17 protein-coding genes and 1 riboswitch are annotated in these 17,566 nt (G+C 58.3%); of the genes, 9 read left to right on the forward strand and 8 right to left on the reverse strand.

What is annotated here, in order from left to right; translation table 11 throughout:
• Positions 1–556: NAD(P)/FAD-dependent oxidoreductase (locus ACRBCU_RS12715; protein ID WP_431365766.1), on the reverse strand; the 556-nt coding region annotated here is incomplete at its 3' end.
• A gap of 265 nt (positions 557–821) precedes the next feature.
• Between ACRBCU_RS12715 and greA the strand changes: the two genes are divergently transcribed.
• Positions 822–1,292, forward strand: coding sequence for a transcription elongation factor GreA (gene greA / locus ACRBCU_RS12720; RefSeq protein ID WP_431365767.1), 471 nt, complete (start codon positions 822–824; stop codon positions 1,290–1,292).
• Between the two features lie 32 nt (positions 1,293–1,324).
• Complete coding sequence (locus tag ACRBCU_RS12725; protein WP_431365768.1) at positions 1,325–2,341, forward strand: hypothetical protein; 1,017 nt, start codon at positions 1,325–1,327, stop codon at positions 2,339–2,341.
• Between the two features lie 3 nt (positions 2,342–2,344).
• Here the strand turns inward: ACRBCU_RS12725 and ACRBCU_RS12730 are convergent, their stop codons facing one another.
• Genes ACRBCU_RS12730 through fdhD form a run of 4 tightly spaced genes read right to left on the reverse strand, consistent with a single transcriptional unit; the run spans position 2,345 to position 5,568 of the window.
• On the reverse strand, positions 2,345–3,625 hold the full coding sequence (locus tag ACRBCU_RS12730) for a molybdenum cofactor synthesis domain-containing protein (protein ID WP_431365769.1): 1,281 nt from the start codon (positions 3,623–3,625) through the stop codon (positions 2,345–2,347).
• Positions 3,626–3,629: 4 nt separating this feature from the next.
• Complete coding sequence (gene mobB, locus ACRBCU_RS12735; RefSeq protein WP_431365770.1) at positions 3,630–4,130, reverse strand: molybdopterin-guanine dinucleotide biosynthesis protein B; 501 nt, start codon at positions 4,128–4,130, stop codon at positions 3,630–3,632.
• On the reverse strand, positions 4,127–4,735 hold the full coding sequence (gene mobA, locus ACRBCU_RS12740; RefSeq protein ID WP_431365771.1) for a molybdenum cofactor guanylyltransferase MobA: 609 nt from the start codon (positions 4,733–4,735) through the stop codon (positions 4,127–4,129). Before mobA ends, mobB begins: the two co-directional genes overlap by 4 nt.
• The gene (fdhD, locus tag ACRBCU_RS12745) at positions 4,732–5,568 is read right to left on the reverse strand and encodes a formate dehydrogenase accessory sulfurtransferase FdhD (protein WP_431365815.1); all 837 of its coding nucleotides are present in this window, start codon (positions 5,566–5,568) and stop codon (positions 4,732–4,734) included. The genes mobA and fdhD overlap by 4 nt, the downstream gene beginning before the upstream one ends.
• A gap of 119 nt (positions 5,569–5,687) precedes the next feature.
• Between fdhD and ACRBCU_RS12750 the strand changes: the two genes are divergently transcribed.
• Both ACRBCU_RS12750 and ACRBCU_RS12755 read left to right on the forward strand, forming a co-directional pair.
• Complete coding sequence (locus ACRBCU_RS12750; protein ID WP_431365772.1) at positions 5,688–6,398, forward strand: AzlC family ABC transporter permease; 711 nt, start codon at positions 5,688–5,690, stop codon at positions 6,396–6,398.
• Positions 6,391–6,717 carry an AzlD domain-containing protein gene (locus tag ACRBCU_RS12755; RefSeq protein ID WP_431365773.1) on the forward strand — a complete coding sequence of 109 codons (327 nt, stop codon included), beginning with the start codon at positions 6,391–6,393 and terminating at the stop codon, positions 6,715–6,717. The genes ACRBCU_RS12750 and ACRBCU_RS12755 overlap by 8 nt, the downstream gene beginning before the upstream one ends.
• Positions 6,718–6,820: 103 nt before the next feature.
• Here the strand turns inward: ACRBCU_RS12755 and smc are convergent, their stop codons facing one another.
• Complete coding sequence (gene smc, locus ACRBCU_RS12760; RefSeq protein ID WP_431365774.1) at positions 6,821–10,276, reverse strand: chromosome segregation protein SMC; 3,456 nt, start codon at positions 10,274–10,276, stop codon at positions 6,821–6,823.
• A 207-nt stretch (positions 10,277–10,483) separates the two neighbouring features.
• Positions 10,484–10,706: riboswitch (cobalamin riboswitch) on the forward strand.
• A gap of 39 nt (positions 10,707–10,745) precedes the next feature.
• Between smc and ACRBCU_RS12765 the strand changes: the two genes are divergently transcribed.
• Entirely contained in the window at positions 10,746–10,916 is a 171-nt protein-coding gene (locus ACRBCU_RS12765) for a CbtB domain-containing protein (protein WP_431365775.1), read from the forward strand.
• A gap of 19 nt (positions 10,917–10,935) precedes the next feature.
• Positions 10,936–11,619, forward strand: a complete 684-nt coding sequence (locus ACRBCU_RS12770) for a CbtA family protein (protein ID WP_431365776.1) — start codon at positions 10,936–10,938, stop codon at positions 11,617–11,619.
• 4 nt (positions 11,620–11,623) lie between these two features.
• Here ACRBCU_RS12770 and ACRBCU_RS12775 read toward each other — a convergent pair whose 3' ends face one another.
• On the reverse strand, positions 11,624–11,956 hold the full coding sequence (locus tag ACRBCU_RS12775) for a DUF1636 family protein (protein WP_431365777.1): 333 nt from the start codon (positions 11,954–11,956) through the stop codon (positions 11,624–11,626).
• Between the two features lie 43 nt (positions 11,957–11,999).
• Here ACRBCU_RS12775 and cobW point away from each other — a divergent pair, with 43 nt between their 5' ends.
• Both cobW and ACRBCU_RS12785 read left to right on the forward strand, forming a co-directional pair.
• Entirely contained in the window at positions 12,000–13,082 is a 1,083-nt protein-coding gene (cobW, locus tag ACRBCU_RS12780) for a cobalamin biosynthesis protein CobW (protein ID WP_431365778.1), read from the forward strand.
• A complete protein-coding gene (locus ACRBCU_RS12785) occupies positions 13,082–13,546 on the forward strand; it encodes a GNAT family N-acetyltransferase (protein ID WP_431365779.1) in 465 nt (154 codons plus the stop codon). Before cobW ends, ACRBCU_RS12785 begins: the two co-directional genes overlap by 1 nt.
• A gap of 2 nt (positions 13,547–13,548) precedes the next feature.
• Here the strand turns inward: ACRBCU_RS12785 and ACRBCU_RS12790 are convergent, their stop codons facing one another.
• The gene (locus ACRBCU_RS12790) at positions 13,549–13,710 is read right to left on the reverse strand and encodes a hypothetical protein (protein ID WP_431365780.1); all 162 of its coding nucleotides are present in this window, start codon (positions 13,708–13,710) and stop codon (positions 13,549–13,551) included.
• Between the two features lie 69 nt (positions 13,711–13,779).
• Between ACRBCU_RS12790 and cobN the strand changes: the two genes are divergently transcribed.
• Positions 13,780–17,472, forward strand: coding sequence for a cobaltochelatase subunit CobN (cobN, locus tag ACRBCU_RS12795; RefSeq protein WP_431365781.1), 3,693 nt, complete (start codon positions 13,780–13,782; stop codon positions 17,470–17,472).
• Positions 17,473–17,566 lie beyond the last annotated feature (94 nt).

Here is a 17,566-nt window from a genome sequence, read left to right on the forward strand (position 1 = left end):
CTTCGGACAGGAACACATATTTACCATGCAGCTCCATGCCCGGCTCATAAGAATCGCCCGGCGTTCCATCAGCGTTTTTGCCAAACTCGCCCGCGACGACGCCTTTCAAAGCACCGTTGTCATCATAAACCAGCTCAGAACACGCCATGCCGGGGAAAATCTCCACCTCTAGCGCTTCAGCTTGCTCAGCCATCCAGCGACAGACATTGCCCATCGACACAATGTAGTTGCCGTGGTTGTTCATCAACGGTGGTAGCACAAAGTTCGGAATGCGAACCTGACCCGCTTCGCCGAGCATGTAGAAATTGTCTTCTTTCACAGGCACATTCAGCGGCGCGCCCTTGTCTTTCCAATCCGGAATCAAACGATCAAGACCAGATGGATCCAGAACAGCGCCGGACAAAATATGCGCGCCCACTTCCGAGCCTTTTTCCAGCACGACAACCTGCAAGTCGGCGTCCAATTGTTTCAAACGGATCGCAGCAGAAAGTCCTGCGGGGCCCGCGCCCACAATTACTACGTCATATTCCATCGCCTCACGTGTCATTTCGGACATGGTGGCTCCTTTTTCTGTGCTAGAAATTCTGTTCCGCAGAGGCGTAGCAAGGCCATGCAGAGAGGGTCAATCGCAACTCAGCGTAAATTGTGCCTTTTAGGCAGAAAAACCAACCTTCTCGCCTGATTATTGCATAATGCGCATCATCACTTGCAATTCCCTGCTTGCTCGGGGCAATCTGAGTGCTGAAAACTTTGATATCCACAGCGCCGGTTTGACCGGCGTTTTCTGTCTCACAACAGAGTAAACTAGACGGGGTTTACCCATGGAAAAGATACCGATGACCAAATCGGGGCACACAGCGATTGAGGTCGAGCTAAAAAACCTCAAAACCGTTGAGCGCCCAGCCATTATTGCAGCCATCGCAGAAGCGCGAGAGCACGGCGATCTCTCCGAGAACGCTGAATACCACTCTGCGCGCGAAAAACACAGCTTCATCGAAGGACGTGTAAAGCAACTTGAGGGCATTTTGTCTTTGGCCGCGGTCATTGATCCCACGACGCTAAACGGCCCGATCAAGTTCGGCGCGACAATCACTATGGTTGATGAAGACACCGACGAAGAAAAGACTTGGCAGATTGTGGGCGAACACGAGGCCAATGTGGAAGCTGGCTTGCTAAACATCAAATCGCCAATTGCGCGCGCTTTGATCGGCAAAGAAGAAGGTGATAGCGTCGAAGTGCGTGCGCCTGGCGGCAACAAGTCATATGAAATTCTGACGATCGAATATATCTAGGTCACCAAGTGACAAGAGCGAAAGTAGTGAGCATGGCTGACGGCTCTGACGGAAAATCAACCCCCTTGGGCATCTATGATCGCCCAGCGAAATCCCCGATCACGGGGATTGAAATGATCGCAATTGCGCTAAGCGCTTTGTGGTTAATCGGGGCGGCTGTCTTTTTCCTGACATTGCCAAGCGATGCTGCACCTGAGGGAACAGGCGGCCTTCGCTTTTTGATGACGATGCTCGCCATTTTCATGCCCGTTGCGATGATCTGGGTTGCCGCAACCGCTGCACGCTCCAGCCGAGTGATGCGCGAAGAAAGCCAACGCCTGCAAGCGGCCATTGATGGCATTCGCCAAGCCTATGTTGCCCAAAGCCAAGGCCGCAGCCTCGCGGGCGAGCCATCTGTGACACGCAAGCTTGATGAAATTGCCGCCGCCCAGCGCAAGACCGAGACGACCCTCGCGACCTTCTCGACCAAGCGTGACACGTCGCCCATTCGCAAACCTGCTCCAATCGAGCCTGAACATGGCGATCCAAACGAGCAACCAAGCCTCGCGCTTGGCACTCAAGCCGAAGAAATGGCACCGCCACTTGAGCGCGAAGCCTTGATCCGTGCGTTAAATTTCCCTGAAGACGCCGAAGATAAGGCAGGTTTTGATGCGCTGCGCAAAGCTCTGCAAGATCGCAAGGCGGCGCAATTGATCCAAGCGGCGCAAGATGTGCTAACGCTGCTCAGCCAAGACGGCATTTACATGGACGATCTGCGCCCCGATGCCGCGCGCCCCGAGATTTGGCGCAGCTTTGCCGCGGGCGAGCGTGGCCGCTCTATCGCAGCGCTTGGCGGCATTCGGGACCGCTCGTCCCTTGCCCTCTCCGCCGCGCGGATGAAGCAGGACACGATTTTCCGCGACGCAGCCCACCACTTCCTTCGCAGGTTCGACAAAAGCTTTTCCGAATTTGAAGAAATCGCATCCGATTCTGAAATCGCCGCACTCTCAGCCACCAGAACGGCCCGCGCGTTTATGCTTCTTGGTCGCGTTGCTGGCACATTTGACTAACCCTTAGAACGACCCATAAGGGATGTAGCGCACGGGCATTCCAAGCGTCACGTCTAAAGCGCCATCTGGTAATTCAACCAGACCTTCAGCCCAACTCAGTCCACTGATCCGCCCCGATCCTTCGGAGGCGAAAACTTCGACCTTTCCACCGCGAATACGCGCGCGCAAAAACTCGCGCCGCCCCGGTTTCTTTCGTTTTTCGAATCCAGCGGGCACCAAAAATCCTGTCGGTTCTGACCAGCCCGCCCCTGCCAGCAGGTTCAACGCAGGGCGCGCAAAAACCAAGGTGCAAACCAGCGCCGCAACAGGGTTTCCGGGCAAGCCAAAGATCGGCGTGCCGTCCCAGATGCCAAGCGCGAGGGGACGGCCCGGTTTCAATGCGATCCGCCACAGCGCGAGCGAGCCAGTCTCAGCCAAAAGCGCCGACATATGATCTTCATCGCCCGCTGACGCGCCACCCGACGTCAAAATCGCATCACAGCCCGCAGCGCCCTCGTCCAGCATTGCGCGCAGTTTCGCGCGATCATCAGGCGCGCGGCCAAGGTCAACCGCTTCAAATCCCCATGCGCGCAGCTGCGCCAGTAGCATAGGGCGGTTGGCATCATAAATTTGCCCATCCATAGCGGGGGTGCCAGCCTCAACCAGCTCATCTCCCGTCGAAAGAACCCCGACGCGCAAAGGCTCATAGACCTGCACCTCGCCCACGCCAACCGCGCTTAGAATAGCTATGTCCGCAGGCGTCAAAACGCGCCCTACTTGCAACACCGCCTCGCCGGTCTCGACATCTTCGCCCGCGCGCCGCGTGTTACTGTTCGGTTTGATTGGCCCGTTAAACGCAATGCGCGCACCGTCCGTGTTCACGTCTTCTTCCAAGACCACCGTATCTACACCTTTCGGAAGCGTGGCACCGGTCAAAACCCGCAGAGCAAACCCATGTGCGACAGCGCCCTCAAAAGGAACCCCCGCCGCCGAGCGCCCTTCAACAAGCGGCAATTCATGTGGCGGCGTGCCTAAAGCCGCATGCGCAAATCCATAGCCATCCACAGCTGTATTCGGCTCAGGCGGGTTAGATCGCAGCGCATGCACATCCTGCGCCAAAATCAATCCAGAAGCTGCGTTGACAGAGTTCACCCTAGTCGCGGCAACGGGCTGTAACTTCTCCCGTAGCGTTGCCAAAGCCACATCCACGGGCGTCCAGTCCACGCCACTTGGCAAGGCAAAACAATCGTTGCTTAGCGTCGGCGCCACCAGTTTCGCACCGCTGTCATGGGCCATTGTGCTCATCGCGTCACTCCACTGGCCTCGAAAGCCCCAAGTCATTCAACAGAAAATCGGCAATCTGTGCAGTGTCATCCAGATCAAACACAGGCCGATCCACATCAAGCGGGCTATCCGCCGCAAAGGCACGCACGGTCTCATCCGCAATCAACGCGTTGCCCGTCTCCGCGCGATGCGCTTCGATCTTGGGATGTTTGTCGCGCTTGTACCCTTCAATCAAAACCAGATCGACAGGGGCCAGCTTGGCCAATAACTCAGCCAACGTCGGCTCATCTTCGCCCGTCAGTTCATGCATCAAAGCAAAGCGATTGCGCGAGGCCAATAGCACCTCCCGCGCCCCCGCCGCCCGATGACGAAAGCTGTCTTTTCCGGGGTGATCCACGTCAAAACTATGATGCGCGTGTTTCACGGTCGACACAGAAAACCCGCGCGAGGTGATCTCTTCGACCAAACGCTCCATCAGCCCTGTCTTCCCCGCGTTCTTCCAGCCGACAACTCCGTAGATATTCATAATAGTTCCTCGGCGCGCGCCAAATCTTCGGGCGTATTGACGTTAAAGAAAGGATCAAAGGGCGCGTTCGAAAACAACGCATCACGCCCGCCATGCCCATCGCTCCACTGCACAACCTTGCGCACACCGCCCGTCAACGCTGCGCGTAAATCATCGCGCAGTGCGACAGGCCACAAACCAAACGTCGGATGTCGATTGCGCCTGCGTTTCGGATCAGGCGTCGCAGCCAAAACCAAAGGATGGCGTATTCCATCCGCTTCCTGCATCAGCACCGGCACCAGATCGCAAGGAAAAAACGGTGTGTCAGCGGCAGCCGTCACAATGCTCTCCGCGCCCTGTTCTGCGGCCCAATCAAGTCCTGCAAGAACACCCGCCAAAGGCCCGACAAACCCGTCAATACTATCTGCTATGACAGGCAGGCCAAACGACGCGAACCGTGCGCCATCGCCATTTGCATTCAGAGCAATACCGGCAACCTGTGGCTCAAGCCGCGCGATAACCCGCGCAAGCAGGCTTTGCCCGCCAAGCATCAACTGCCCCTTGTCGCCGCCGCCCATGCGCCGCGCTTGCCCGCCTGCAAGGATAACTCCAAGTGGTTGCTTCATGCCGCACCCTTCCGGCCCGCGCGCTTCGGCTCGTCCTTCACCGCAGATAAATCAGCGTCCCAAACAATCCGCTCAGCCCCCGCAAGACACTGAAACCGCTGCCCGCGCAAACGCCCGATCAACGTCATGCCAACTTGCTGGGCAATCTCAACGCCCCAAGCCGTAAAGCCAGAACGCGACGCAAGCACAGGAATGCCCATATGCGCGCATTTTATCACCATTTCAGAGGTCAAACGCCCAGTGGTATACAGGATCTTATCCTCAGCACTGGCACCATTTTGAAGCATCCAACCCGAGATTTTATCAACCGCATTATGACGCCCCACATCTTCCATATACACCAAGGGCTGATCTTCGCAGCACAGCACCGTGCCATGAATGGCGCCCGCGCTTAAGTATAACGATGGCGTTTTGTTGATCTTCGCCGACAACGCATAAAGCCAACTCGTGCGAAGCTCTGCCAGCGGCAAGCGCTTGCCCTCAAGCCCTTCCATCATATCACCAAAAACCGTGCCAACTGCGCAGCCAGAGGTGCGGGTCTTCTTCTTCAGCTTTTCCTCATGATCCGTTGCGCGCTCTGTGCGCACGACAACCACATCAAGCTCTTCATCAAAATCTATTCGCGTAACAGCGCCTGCGCCCTCCAGCATCCCTTGATTGCGCAAAAATCCCAGCGCGAGATACTCTGGATAATCCCCAATCGTCATCGCAGTGACGATTTCTTGAGAATTCAAATAGATCGTCAAAGGACGCTCTTCGACGACGTTTTGCTCAAGTCGCGCGCCGGTTTGATCAATTCCGACAACCTGCCGCGTCAAGCGCGATCCCGTCATATCCGGAGCGATAAGATAGCCTGTCACGTCGCGTTTCCCTCTTTTCGACCCTTGGCGAGATTGCAAAACCCCATAGCGCGCGATAGCTGCACTTCATGTGCAAGATGTAAAGGCAGACGATGGCAACTTCCAAGGTCAAAACCGCCTATCGCCAAGGTTTTCGGGATGGATCACCTTTTGTTTTGGTGATCGTGCCGTTTGCGACCCTGTTTGGCGTTCTCGCTACCGAAGCTGGCTTGAACGTCTTTGAAACCCTGTCTTTTTCCGTTGTCGTCATCGCAGGTGCAGCCCAGTTCACGGCCTTGCAACTGATGCTAGAAGACGCGCCGACGCTGATCGTTCTGGCCTCAGCTCTTGCGGTCAATCTGCGCATGGCGATGTATTCCGCATCTCTTACGCCGCATATCGGCGGCGCACCGCTCTGGCAAAGGGCGCTTGCCGCCTATTTCACAGTCGATCAAAGCTACGCTGTTTCGATCACCAAATTCGAAGACAGTCCGGAAATGGGTACCGCCGAAAAAATAGCCTACTTTTTCGGAACAGTGACCCCTGTTTGCCCACTCTGGTGGGTTTTCACCCTCGTCGGCGCGCTGATTGGCGAAGCGATCCCCGCCTCTTTCGCGCTCGACTTTGCTGTTCCAATTACATTTCTTGCGATTATCGCACCCGCGCTGCGCACATCTGCGCATGTTGGAGCAGCGATCAGCGCCGCCGTGCTTTCGCTCTTTCTGTTCAGTGTTCCCTATAACCTTGGAATCCTGCTCGCTGGCATCGGTGGAATGATGGTGGGCGCGCGCATAGAAGCGGCGAAGGAGGCCAAAAATGATTGATCGCACAGAACTCTGGATCGTTATCATTGGCCTCGGCGTCGGAAGTTTTGCACTTCGTTTTGCCTTCACAGGCCTCGTTGGCGATCGCCAATTGCCAAACTGGCTCATGCGCCATCTAAGATACACAGCCGTTGGCATTCTTCCCGCAATCATCGCCCCTGCGGTGCTTTGGCCTGCCGCAACAGGCGGCGCATATGATGCCCCGCGCATCGGTGCCGCAGTAGTCACGCTTGCGATTGGTCTCATTTGGAAAAACGTCGTCGGCGCGATCATCGGCGGCGTTGCCACGCTCTATACCCTGCAATACCTCATCAACTAAGCATTAAGGTTAACGCCCCCCTTCTTTGGTCCTTAAATATCTCGGGGGTCTGGGGGCTGGCCCCCAGTCTTGACTGTGATCCGGGAACTATCCCCAACCTATACTACGCAACCAGCGTTTCCGCTTTCTTGAGATCAACAGAAACCAACTGGCTCACGCCTTGCTCCGCCATCGTTACCCCGAACAAACGATCCATACGCGCCATGGTCACAGCGTGGTGCGTAATGATCAAAAACCGTGTGTCGGTGCGGCGGCACATCTCGTCCAACAGGTCGCAAAAACGCGTCACATTGGCATCATCAAGCGGCGCGTCCACCTCATCGAGAACACAGATCGGCGCGGGGTTGGCCAAGAAGACAGCAAAGATCAGCGCCATCGCTGTCAAAGTCTGCTCACCACCTGACAAAAGCGATAGGGTCGACAATTTCTTACCGGGAGGCTGACACATGATCTCCAGACCCGCCTCAAGCGGATCATCACTTTCCACCAACACAAGGTTCGCCTCACCGCCGCCAAACAAATGCGTAAAGAGCAAGGAAAAGTTGCTGTTCACCTGCTCGAACGCAGTCAACAAACGCTCGCGCCCTTCTCGGTTCAGACTTGCGATGCCACCGCGCAACGTTTTGATCGCTTCTTCCAGATCTGCCTTTTCACCAAAAAGCGCATCATGCTCGACCTGCACATCCTTGCTGTCTTCCTCAGCGCGCAAATTCACCGCGCCCAAAGCATCGCGCTGACGCTTCAAACGGTTCACATCCGCTTCAATCGCCCCCGACTCTGGCATCTGATCTACGTCGACCTGCAATGCCTCAAGCAAATCAGCAGGGCTTGTCTCCATTTCTTCGGCAATCCGCTCGGCTGCATAGGTCACCGTGCCGCGCGCTGCATCTGCGCGCGCTTCTGAACTGGCTCGCGCTTCACGCGCCTCTGATGCCGCGCGCTCCGCATCACGCTCGGCTTGCTCTGCATCACGCTGAGCGCTCTCAGCCACCGCCAAAGCGTCACTCGCTGCATTGCGCCGCGTCTCTGCATCGCCAATCGCGCCGCTTAGCTCTTCACGTTTTTCCGCAATTTCAGCGGGGGCCGCGCTTGCTTCACCCAGATCAATCTCGGACGCCGACTTGCGATCCGCCAATTCCGCAATCCGCTTTTCTGCGGTTTCCAAACGATGCCGCCAGCCGCTGACTTCCTTCGTCACCTCTTGCGAGCGCTTCAATCGCGCATCGCCCTCGCGTCGCAGCTCATCATGGTTTGATCGCCGCGACATCATCGTGATCCGCGACGCTTCAACGGTCATCTTAATGTCTTCAACCGCTGCGCGCTCCGCTTCCAGATCGCCCAACTCCGCAACGGCCCGCTCGGCCTCTTGCACCTGCGTGCGCGCGGCCAACGCGTCTTCTTCATGGCGCGTCACGGCCAATCCCAGACTCTCGAGCTTGCCCTCGGCCAAATTGCGATCCGCCTCTGCGCGCGACAGCGCGCGGGCAGCCTCATTCACCAAACGATCCGCTTCTTTGCGTGCATCTCGCGCGTCTCGATCCGCCCGCGTCAGCTCCGCCAAACGCGCGGTCAACGCATCATGCGCGCGCTGCGCAGCATCCACCCGCGTACTCGCACGCTCCATTTCCTGCTTGAGCACTTCCAAACGGTTAAGCTGCTCCAAGCGAAGCGCCGCCGCCGACGGCGCATCCTCCGCCCAGGCGCGATACCCGTCCCAACGCCACAGATCCCCTTCAAGCGACACCAGCCGCTGACCGGGCTTCAGCGCCCCCTGCAAACGCTGCCCGTCATCCGCATCAACAAGCCCGATTTGCGACGCGCGGCGCTCCAGAACATCAGGCACAGACACATGGCGCGCCAAAGACGTCACACCATCAGGCAAGGGCTGTCGCCCCTCATAGCTCGGCAAAATCCGCCAACCTGACGGTCCATCGCTCTCGACTTCTGGCGCGCGCAGATCATCTGCTAACGCCGCGCCCAGCGCCTTTTCAAAGCCCTGCTCCACCTGCAAGCGATCCAAAATCTGACCGCCCTCGGCCGTGTCACGCTGAAGCAACTTCGCCAAAGCGGTCACTTCCGCGCGCAGCGCATTCGCTTCGCCCTCGGCCTCAGAGCGTTCCGCCCGCGCATCCGCTTCTCGCGCTTGTGTCTCCGCACGGGCAGTTTCCGCCGCCGTCAACGCCGCCTCGGCACGCTCTGCCGTTGCGATCGCTTCGCTTTCCTTACCAACCGCGAGCTGCATATCACTCTCAGCTTTGCCCAACGCCAAACGGCTGTGCTCCACCGCTTCGCGCGCGCTCAAAGCTTCGCCTTCGCTGCGTTCAAGCATTTTACGCGAATCCGTCAACACGCGATACGCCGACTGATGCCGCGCCGCCAGACGTGCCACATCTTCGGTGCGCTCGGCCAAATCCGCCTCGCGATCTTGCAACATCGCCGCGGCTGACCGCGCCTCTTCCGCCGCTGCCTCTAGACGCTCTTCTTGGCCTTCCGAAGCCTTCGCGAGTTCCCGCGCTTCCCAGTCCAGACGTTCGATTGTCTCACCGGCGTCACGGTTCAACGCGCCTTCGCGCTCCATATCTTTGTCCAGCTGAACAATCCGCTTTTGCAGCGTCTCAATCGTTTGAAGCGCGCGCGCCTCTTGATCATTCAGCGTGTCGCGCTGCACCTGCAAGCGTTGCAAAACAGCCGCCGCAATCGCTTCTTCTTCACGCAATGGCGGCAGAGCCCCCTCGCGTTCGACCCGCAGCTTGCCCGCTTGTCGCGCGGCAGCCTCCGCCTGAGCGGTCGCAGATGTGCGCGCGCGCAATTCTTCCTCAGCACTCAACCGCGCATCATCGGCCTCGCGCCAACGACGATACAAAAGCAAACCCTCGGCTTGACGCAACTCATCGCCAATCGCGCGATACCGCGCCGCTTGGCGTGCTTGACGCGCAAGCTGGGACAATTGAGCGGCCAATTGCTCAATCACATCATCCACGCGGCCTAAATTCGTCTCAGCCGCTTTCAGCTTCAACTCCGCCTCATGGCGACGCTGATACAGCCCCGAAATACCCGCCGCTTCTTCCAGAATACGGCGGCGGTTCTTCGGCTTGGCGTTAATCAACTCAGCAATCTGGCCCTGCCGCACCAGCGCAGGGGAATGCGCACCAGTCGAGGCATCGGCAAACAGCATTTGCACATCGCGCGCGCGAACGTCTTTACCGTTGGTCTTATAGGCACTGCCCACATCACGGGTGATCCGCCGCACAATGTCCAATGTGTCCAGATCGTTAAACCCCGCAGGCGCGAGCCGTTCAGAGTTATCAATCAACAAACTGACTTCGGCAAAGTTGCGCGCGGGGCGCGTGGCAGCGCCTGCAAAGATCACATCTTCCATGCCGCCGCCGCGCATCGCCGTGGGGCGGTTTTCCCCCATCACCCAGCGCAGCGCCTCAAGCAAATTGGATTTACCGCAGCCGTTCGGGCCAACAACACCCGTCAAACCATCAGCAATAATAAGGTCCGTGGGATCCACGAAACTCTTAAAACCCTGCAATTTGAGTTTGGAAAAGCGCACGTTTGGCTGCTCTTTTTGTTGATTCTTTGGCTTTTGACTGTGCTTAGCCACATCAAGCCTGTCAACGCGAGCAGCGCTCTATATGGGCCACCTCAGCGAGTTATCCACAAGATATTGAGTGAATCGTTCAATTATGGCGCGAAAACCTGCTTCGCTTTGTCCACATCGCGTGTCGCAATCGGCCTTGACCAGAACGATGATTCAGGGCCATCTAAGGACATGCATGGTACCCGCGCATCGGCGCAAAGCGTCAGCGGGTCAAATGGGAATGTGGAAATGGTGACCCAAACAGGGGCCAAAAGCCACAGCCGCCCCCGCGACTGTAAGCGGCGAGCGTGTTGGCACCAAGTCACTGGATCGCATGATCTGGGAAGACGCCAAAACGCCGTGACCCGCGAGCCAGGAGACCAGCCTTGCATGTGAAGGACCCATTTTCGCCGTCGGGTGTGACGGCACAAGGAGAAGAAACATGACGACACAAACACAATCCATCGTACGCGCAGACAGCTCTGCTCTTGGCCTCGCAATCGCGGTTCTGACAGGTGTTTTCCTGCTGGTCGCGTCTGGCATGGCGCAAGCGACAGTTCTGCACGACGCGGCGCACGATCAGCGTCACGCAATGGCGTTTCCCTGCCACTAAGGCAGCGGCTTAACACCCCATGACCAAAAATTTACTGTCCAGCGCGGTGCTCGCTGGCGTTGTAGCAGGGCTGATCGCCGCCTTGCTGCAATTTTATTTTGTGATCCCGACTTTGCTGGAGGGAGAGCTTTATGAATCCGGTGCGCGGGTTCATTTCGCAACCGATGGATCGACCCAATCTGACAAGGGTGCGCCTTCGCTCGGCGGTGATTTCACCCGCCATGCGATGACCGTTGCGTTCAATCTGGTGACATTCACCGGATATGGTTTGATCCTTCTGGCCTTGATGCTGTTTGCCCATGAAAAGGGCCACGCGCTGACACCGCGCACTGGCATTCTCTGGGGTCTTGCAGGTTTTGTCGCGGTGCAACTTGCCCCCGCCATTGGCCTGCCGCCTGAATTGCCCGGCACCCCCGCCGCAGAAGTCGCACCGCGCCAGATGTGGTGGGCTCTGACCATCATCGTCACCGCTGTTGGCCTTGCGCTCATGGCGTTTGGGCGCGGACCTATCGCCTTGCTGAGCATCCCCTTAATCGCCGCGCCGCACATCATCGGCGCGCCGCATCTGGATACCTATTTCGGCATCGCACCGCCTGAACTCTCGGCGCATTTCGTCACGCTTAGTCTTGGCGTTGCGCTCGCAGGGTGGACCGCGCTTGGCTTCCTCTGCGCATGGTTCTGGACCAAGGCAAATGACGCTTAGCGCCTCAACGCGGCACACGCCCCGTCAGGCAGTGCCGCAAGCGACCAGCGGGGCGGGCATCTGTGATGGTGCCCCCCTCGGCCTCTGCATAAAGGCGCACCAAAGCCGCCGCATCGTCCAAATCCTGCGCAGGATCGAGCGAATGGAACAGATAAACGTCCCGCCCCTCGCCCCGCAGCGCCAAGGAGACAGGGCGATCGCACTGATTCATGCACGAGGTCGTCTCAACACTCACGCCGCTCGGCACCAAAGCGCGCAAGGCCTCGGCAAAGGCTTCCCCTTGCGGCGACTCGCCCGGCGCGGCACATGTATCGCAAATAATGACACGGGGTCCCATCAACGGCCCTTCCTCGCATACGCTTCCAAATCGGAGTTCTCACATGCCTGCTAAAATTCCTGCCACTGTCATCACTGGTTTTCTCGGCGCGGGCAAGACCACGCTGATCCGTCACATGCTAGAAAACGCCGAAGGAAAGCGCATCGCGCTGATCATCAACGAATTCGGTGATCTTGGCGTGGATGGCGACATCCTCAAGGGCTGCGGCGATGAAACCTGCACCGAAGATGATATCATGGAGCTGTCAAACGGTTGCATCTGCTGCACCGTCGCCGATGATTTCGTGCCCACGATGGAAAAGCTGCTCGCGCGCGAGTACAAGCCGGATCATATCGTCATCGAAACATCTGGCCTCGCCCTGCCCCAACCCCTGATCCGCGCGTTCAATTGGCCCGAAATTTCCACCCAAGTCACCGTCGATGGCGTTGTGACTGTGGTGGATGGCAAAGCCGTTGCCGAAGGCCGTTTTGCCCATAACGTTGCCGCAGTGGATGCCCAGCGCAAGCTTGACGAAAACCTCGATCACGAAACGCCGCTGTCTGAACTCTTCGAAGACCAAATCGCCTGCGCAGATATGATCGTCGTCAACAAATCCGACCTCTTGGGCGAGAGCGAAAGCTCTGAGTTGGCCACCAAACTCAAGTCCGAGTCCCGCGACGGTGTACAAGTGGTCAAAGCCTCCATGGGCGCGCTGCCCGTTGATGTTCTGCTCGGCCAAGGTATCGGCGCAGAGGGCGACATGGACGCCCGTCACGAGGTGCATCACCACCATCATCACGACGAGGATGACCACCACCACGATGATCACGAGGATGATCATCACCATCACCATGACCACGATCACGACGCCTTCGAGAGCTTCGTTGTGGAGCGCGGTGAAATCACCGACGCCACCGCCTTCGCCCAGCAAGTCGCAGACACCATCCGCGCCCACGACATCCTGCGCCTGAAAGGCTTCGCCGCCGTGGCTGGCAAACCCATGCGCCTCACGCTGCAAGCCGTCGGCCCCCGCGTGGACACCTATTTCGACAAACCCTTCGGCAGCGATCCCCGCATCACGCGCCTTGTTGTGATCGGCCAATCTGGCCTCGACCACGCCGCCATCACAAAAGGATTGCAAGCCTAATGCTGATCATTGAACCTACCTCACCCCGCGCCACTGGCGTGCAGAACCTGCTAGAGCAAAGCCACGCGCTCATGCTCTCGCTCTTTGATCCTGAATCCTGCCATTTCCTCGACCTCGACGCGCTGGAGGCGGATAACATCCACCTCTTCGCCGCGCGCGAGGGGGAACAGATCCTCGGTACAGGCGCGCTCGCGATCAAGGACGGCTATGGAGAGGTGAAATCCATGTTCACCGCAGACGCCGCCCGCGGCAAGGGCATCGCCGCCGCCCTGCTGCGCCAGATCGAAGACACGGCGCGTGAGCAAGAGCTGACCCAGCTCAAACTCGAAACAGGCGACACACTGCACGCCGCGCACCGCCTATACGAGCGGCACGGCTTCACCTTTTGCGGCCCTTTCGGAGACTACAAAGAGGCCCCCGAAAGCCTGTTCATGGAAAAAGCTCTGACAGACGACAGCCAGTGATCTTACTTCTTCGCCTCAGCGTTCTTTTTCATCTGCGCGACCATCTCTTCTTTGGTCAAACGCTTCTTGCCGCGCGCACGGCGGGGCGCGTGACCCTTATGATCGTCATGCTTGTTATACGTATTGCTGCCAAAATTCGGCGCGTCTGGGTTCTTGCTGGTCATAGCTCATTCCTTTTGCTTGCCCCCGCAATGCACCAAGCGCGACCTGCGCACAACTGATAGGTTTCTTTCATGCACCTGCTCGCCGCCACGCCTGGTTCCATTGACGACGGCAAAGAACCTGTTGATTTGGGCCAAACCCCTGCGGATGTGGTGATCATTTCGGCGGCAGATACGGAACTCGCCGCGCTCTCTGATGCGCGCGCGCAGATCGAGACGCCCCTAACGCTGCGCCTTGCCTCCATGATGCACCTGATGCACCCCATGTCGGTCGATCTGCACATCGACGAATGCGCCAGCAAATCGCGCCTTGTGATCGCGCGCGTCCTTGGCGGCGTGGGATACTGGAAATACGGGGCAGAGCAATACGCGGCGCAAATGCACGAGGCGGGTGTTCCCCTCGCCCTGCTCCCCGGTGACGACAAACCCGACGAGGAATTGCGCCGCCTCAGCACCGTAAGCGACGAAGACTATGACGCGCTTTGGGCCTATTGCGTTGAAGGCGGTCCGGACAATGCGCAGAACCTGCTGCGCTATGCGAAATCCATGCTGGATGGCGGCGAAAATCCCAGCGCTGCTGCGCCGCTCTTGCGCGCTGGCGTCTATTGGCCGGGCGCGGGCATTTCCAACCTCGACGCCGCGCGCGCGGATTGGACAGACGGCGCGCCTGTTGTGCCGATCATTTTCTATCGTGCCTTGGTGCAGGGCGCGGGCCTGCATCCGATCAACCGCCTGACGCGCGCCTTGCTGAAAGAGGGTCTCAACCCCCTCCCGCTGTTCGTGGCTTCGCTCAAAGATCCCGTCAGCGTCGCAACGCTTCAGCAGGTCTTCACTGACGCGCCGCCCGCTGTCATCCTGAACTGCACATCCTTCGCCGTCGGCTCGCCCCACGCGGGCGATAACGCGCCGAGCAACCCGCTCACCATGCCCGCCGCCAATGACGCGCCAATCTTCCAAACCGTGCTCTCCGCCTCTACCGAAGAAGCATGGGCGAGCGGTCTCACAGGCCTCTCTGGCCGCGACATCGCGATGAACGTGGCCTTACCAGAAGTTGATGGACGAATCCTTTCCAGAGCGGTCTCTTTCAAGGGCGAAGCATATTTCGATGAGGCCACCGAATGCCCCATCGCGACCTATCGCGCGCAGGGGGATCGAATCGGTTTCGTCGCGAAACTTGCCGCCAATTGGGCCAATTTGCGGGTGATTTCCCCTGAAAATCGTCAAGTTTCCTTGGTTCTGGCGAACTACCCCAACAAAGACGGCCGCCTCGCCAATGGCGTCGGCCTCGACACGCCCGCCGCCACCGTGAACGCGCTACATGCGCTCAAAGACAACGGTTACGGCGTGGTTAATAACCCGAGCAACAGCGATGCGCTTATGGCAGAGGTTATGGCGGGTCCAACCAACTGGCTGACGGACCGCGCTGGCACGGAAGGCGGTGAACTCCTACCGCTCGACCTCTACAAACAGCATTTCGCGACGCTACCCCTTGATGTCAGGGATCAGATCACCGACCGCTGGGGCGCGCCTGAGAATGACCCGTTTCTTACGCCTGAGGGGTTCAAGCTCTCGATCCTGAAATTTGGCAACGCGACTGTCGGCATCCAGCCCGCACGCGGCTATAACATTGATCCGACCGACACCTATCACTCCCCCGATCTCGCCCCTCCGCACAATTATCTCGCCTTCTACATTTGGCTGCGTCACGTGCAGGGCTGCCACGCGATTGTGCATATGGGCAAGCACGGCAACCTCGAATGGCTTCCAGGCAAAGCGATTGCTTTGTCCCAAGACTGCATGCCCGAAGCCGTCTTCGGTCCGACACCGCATATCTATCCGTTCATCGTGAATGACCCCGGTGAAGGCACCCAAGCCAAACGCCGCGCGCAGGCGGTGATTATCGACCATCTGACTCCGCCTTTGGCGCGGGCGGAAACCTATGGGCCTTTGAAAGACCTAGAGGCTTTGGTGGATGAATACTATGAAGCCGCTGGCGTTGATCCGCGCCGCATCGACTACCTACGCCGCGAAATCCTGAGCATGACTTCCTCAACGGGTCTCGACAAAGATGCAGGGCTGACCGGCACCGACGAAGACAGTGATCTGGCCAAGCTTGACTCCTATCTGTGCGAGCTGAAAGAAGCCCAAATCAGAGACGGGCTGCATATCTTTGGCACCTCCCCTGTGGACGATCTGGAACGCGACTTGGCAATTGCTTTGGTCCGTGTCCCACGTGGGAATGGAACGGGTGGCGATGCCTCTTTGATCCGCGCTTTAGCGGAAGATTGCGGCGTTGATATTGACCCGCTCGATTGCGAAATGGGCGCAGCTTACAACGGCCCACGGCACAAGTTTCTCGAAAGCATGGGCCCCGACACATGGCGCTCAAACGGCGACACGGTTGAGCGTTTGGAATTGCTTGCCCAACACGCAATTCAATGGAGTGAAACGCCGGAGCATTTCTCGGCCACCGCCCTCGTTTTGGAAACGCTGCACGCTGAAGTCCTACCCAATCTGCGCTCTTGCGGTCCCTCCGAAATGAACGGTCTTCTCAAGGCTCTAGATGGCAAGTTCGTCGCCCCCGCCCCTTCTGGCGCTCCGACCCGTGGACGCCTTGACGTGCTACCCACAGGGCGCAACTTCTTCTCCGTCGATAGCCGCGCGGTTCCGACGCCAACCGCTTGGGCCCTGGGTTGGAAATCCGCCAATCTGCTGATCGAAAAGCACTTGCAAACCCACGGGGATTGGCCCCGCACGATGCTGCTCACCGCATGGGGCACCGCCAACATGCGCACGGGCGGTGATGATATTGCACAGGCCCTTGCCCTCATGGGGGTCAAGCCGAAATGGGACAGTGCCAACCGCCGTGTCACTGGCTTTGAAGTGCTCCCTGAAGGCGTTCTTGGTCGCCCCCGCGTGGATGTCACCCTGCGTATCTCGGGCTTCTTCCGCGACGCGTTTCCTCAGCTTATCTCGCTGGTCGATAGCGCCGCAAAGGCTGTCATGGCCTTAGATGAATCCGCCGATCAAAACCCCGGTGCCGCACGTGCCAAAAGTGAGGGAAATACCTCCCGCGTGTTCGGCTCCAAACCCGGTGCCTATGGCGCGGGCCTTCAAGCGATGATTGACGAACGGCTCTGGGCAGATAAGGCTGATCTTGCTGAAGCCTACCTCGAATGGGGCAGCTATGCTTATGGCGCAGGGAGCGAAGGAAAGCGGGATCGCAAAGGTTTTGAAACGCGTCTGAAACAGACCGAAGCCATTGTGCAAAACCAAGACAACCGCGAACACGATCTGCTCGACAGCGACGATTATTACCAGTTCGAAGGCGGCGCTGCTGCTGCGGTATCCACCCTGCAAGGCCATGATCGTCCGATCTATCACAACGATCATTCGCGCCCTGAACGACCCGTCATTCGCACGCTGGACGAAGAAATCGGCCGCGTGGTGCGCAGCCGCGTGGTGAACCCCAAATGGATCGACGGCGTCAAACGCCACGGCTATAAAGGTGCCTTCGAGATGGCCGCGACGGTTGATTATCTCTTCGCCTTTGCCGCCACCACCGGCGCGGTGCAGAACCATCATTTCGACCTCGTGGAATCGGCCTTCCTTGAGGACGACGACACCCGCGAGTTCATCGAAGAGCACAACGCACCAGCCCTGCAAGAGATGGCAGAGCGATTCCAAGAGGCAATAGATCGCGGGCTTTGGACGCCACGGTCAAACTCTGCCCGTGCGCGGATTGCAGGCCTTTTGGCCCAGTAACCTCCTGAAAATCCGAATTTACGTCGCGTTCAATGCAGTGCGCGCATAGCTGAGGTGCGTCTTTCGCACTTCACATTCCATTTTTTGCATGTAT

The organism is Planktotalea sp. (genome assembly GCF_050633725.1).
In the GTDB taxonomy this organism is placed as follows: Bacteria; Pseudomonadota; Alphaproteobacteria; order Rhodobacterales; family Rhodobacteraceae; genus Planktotalea.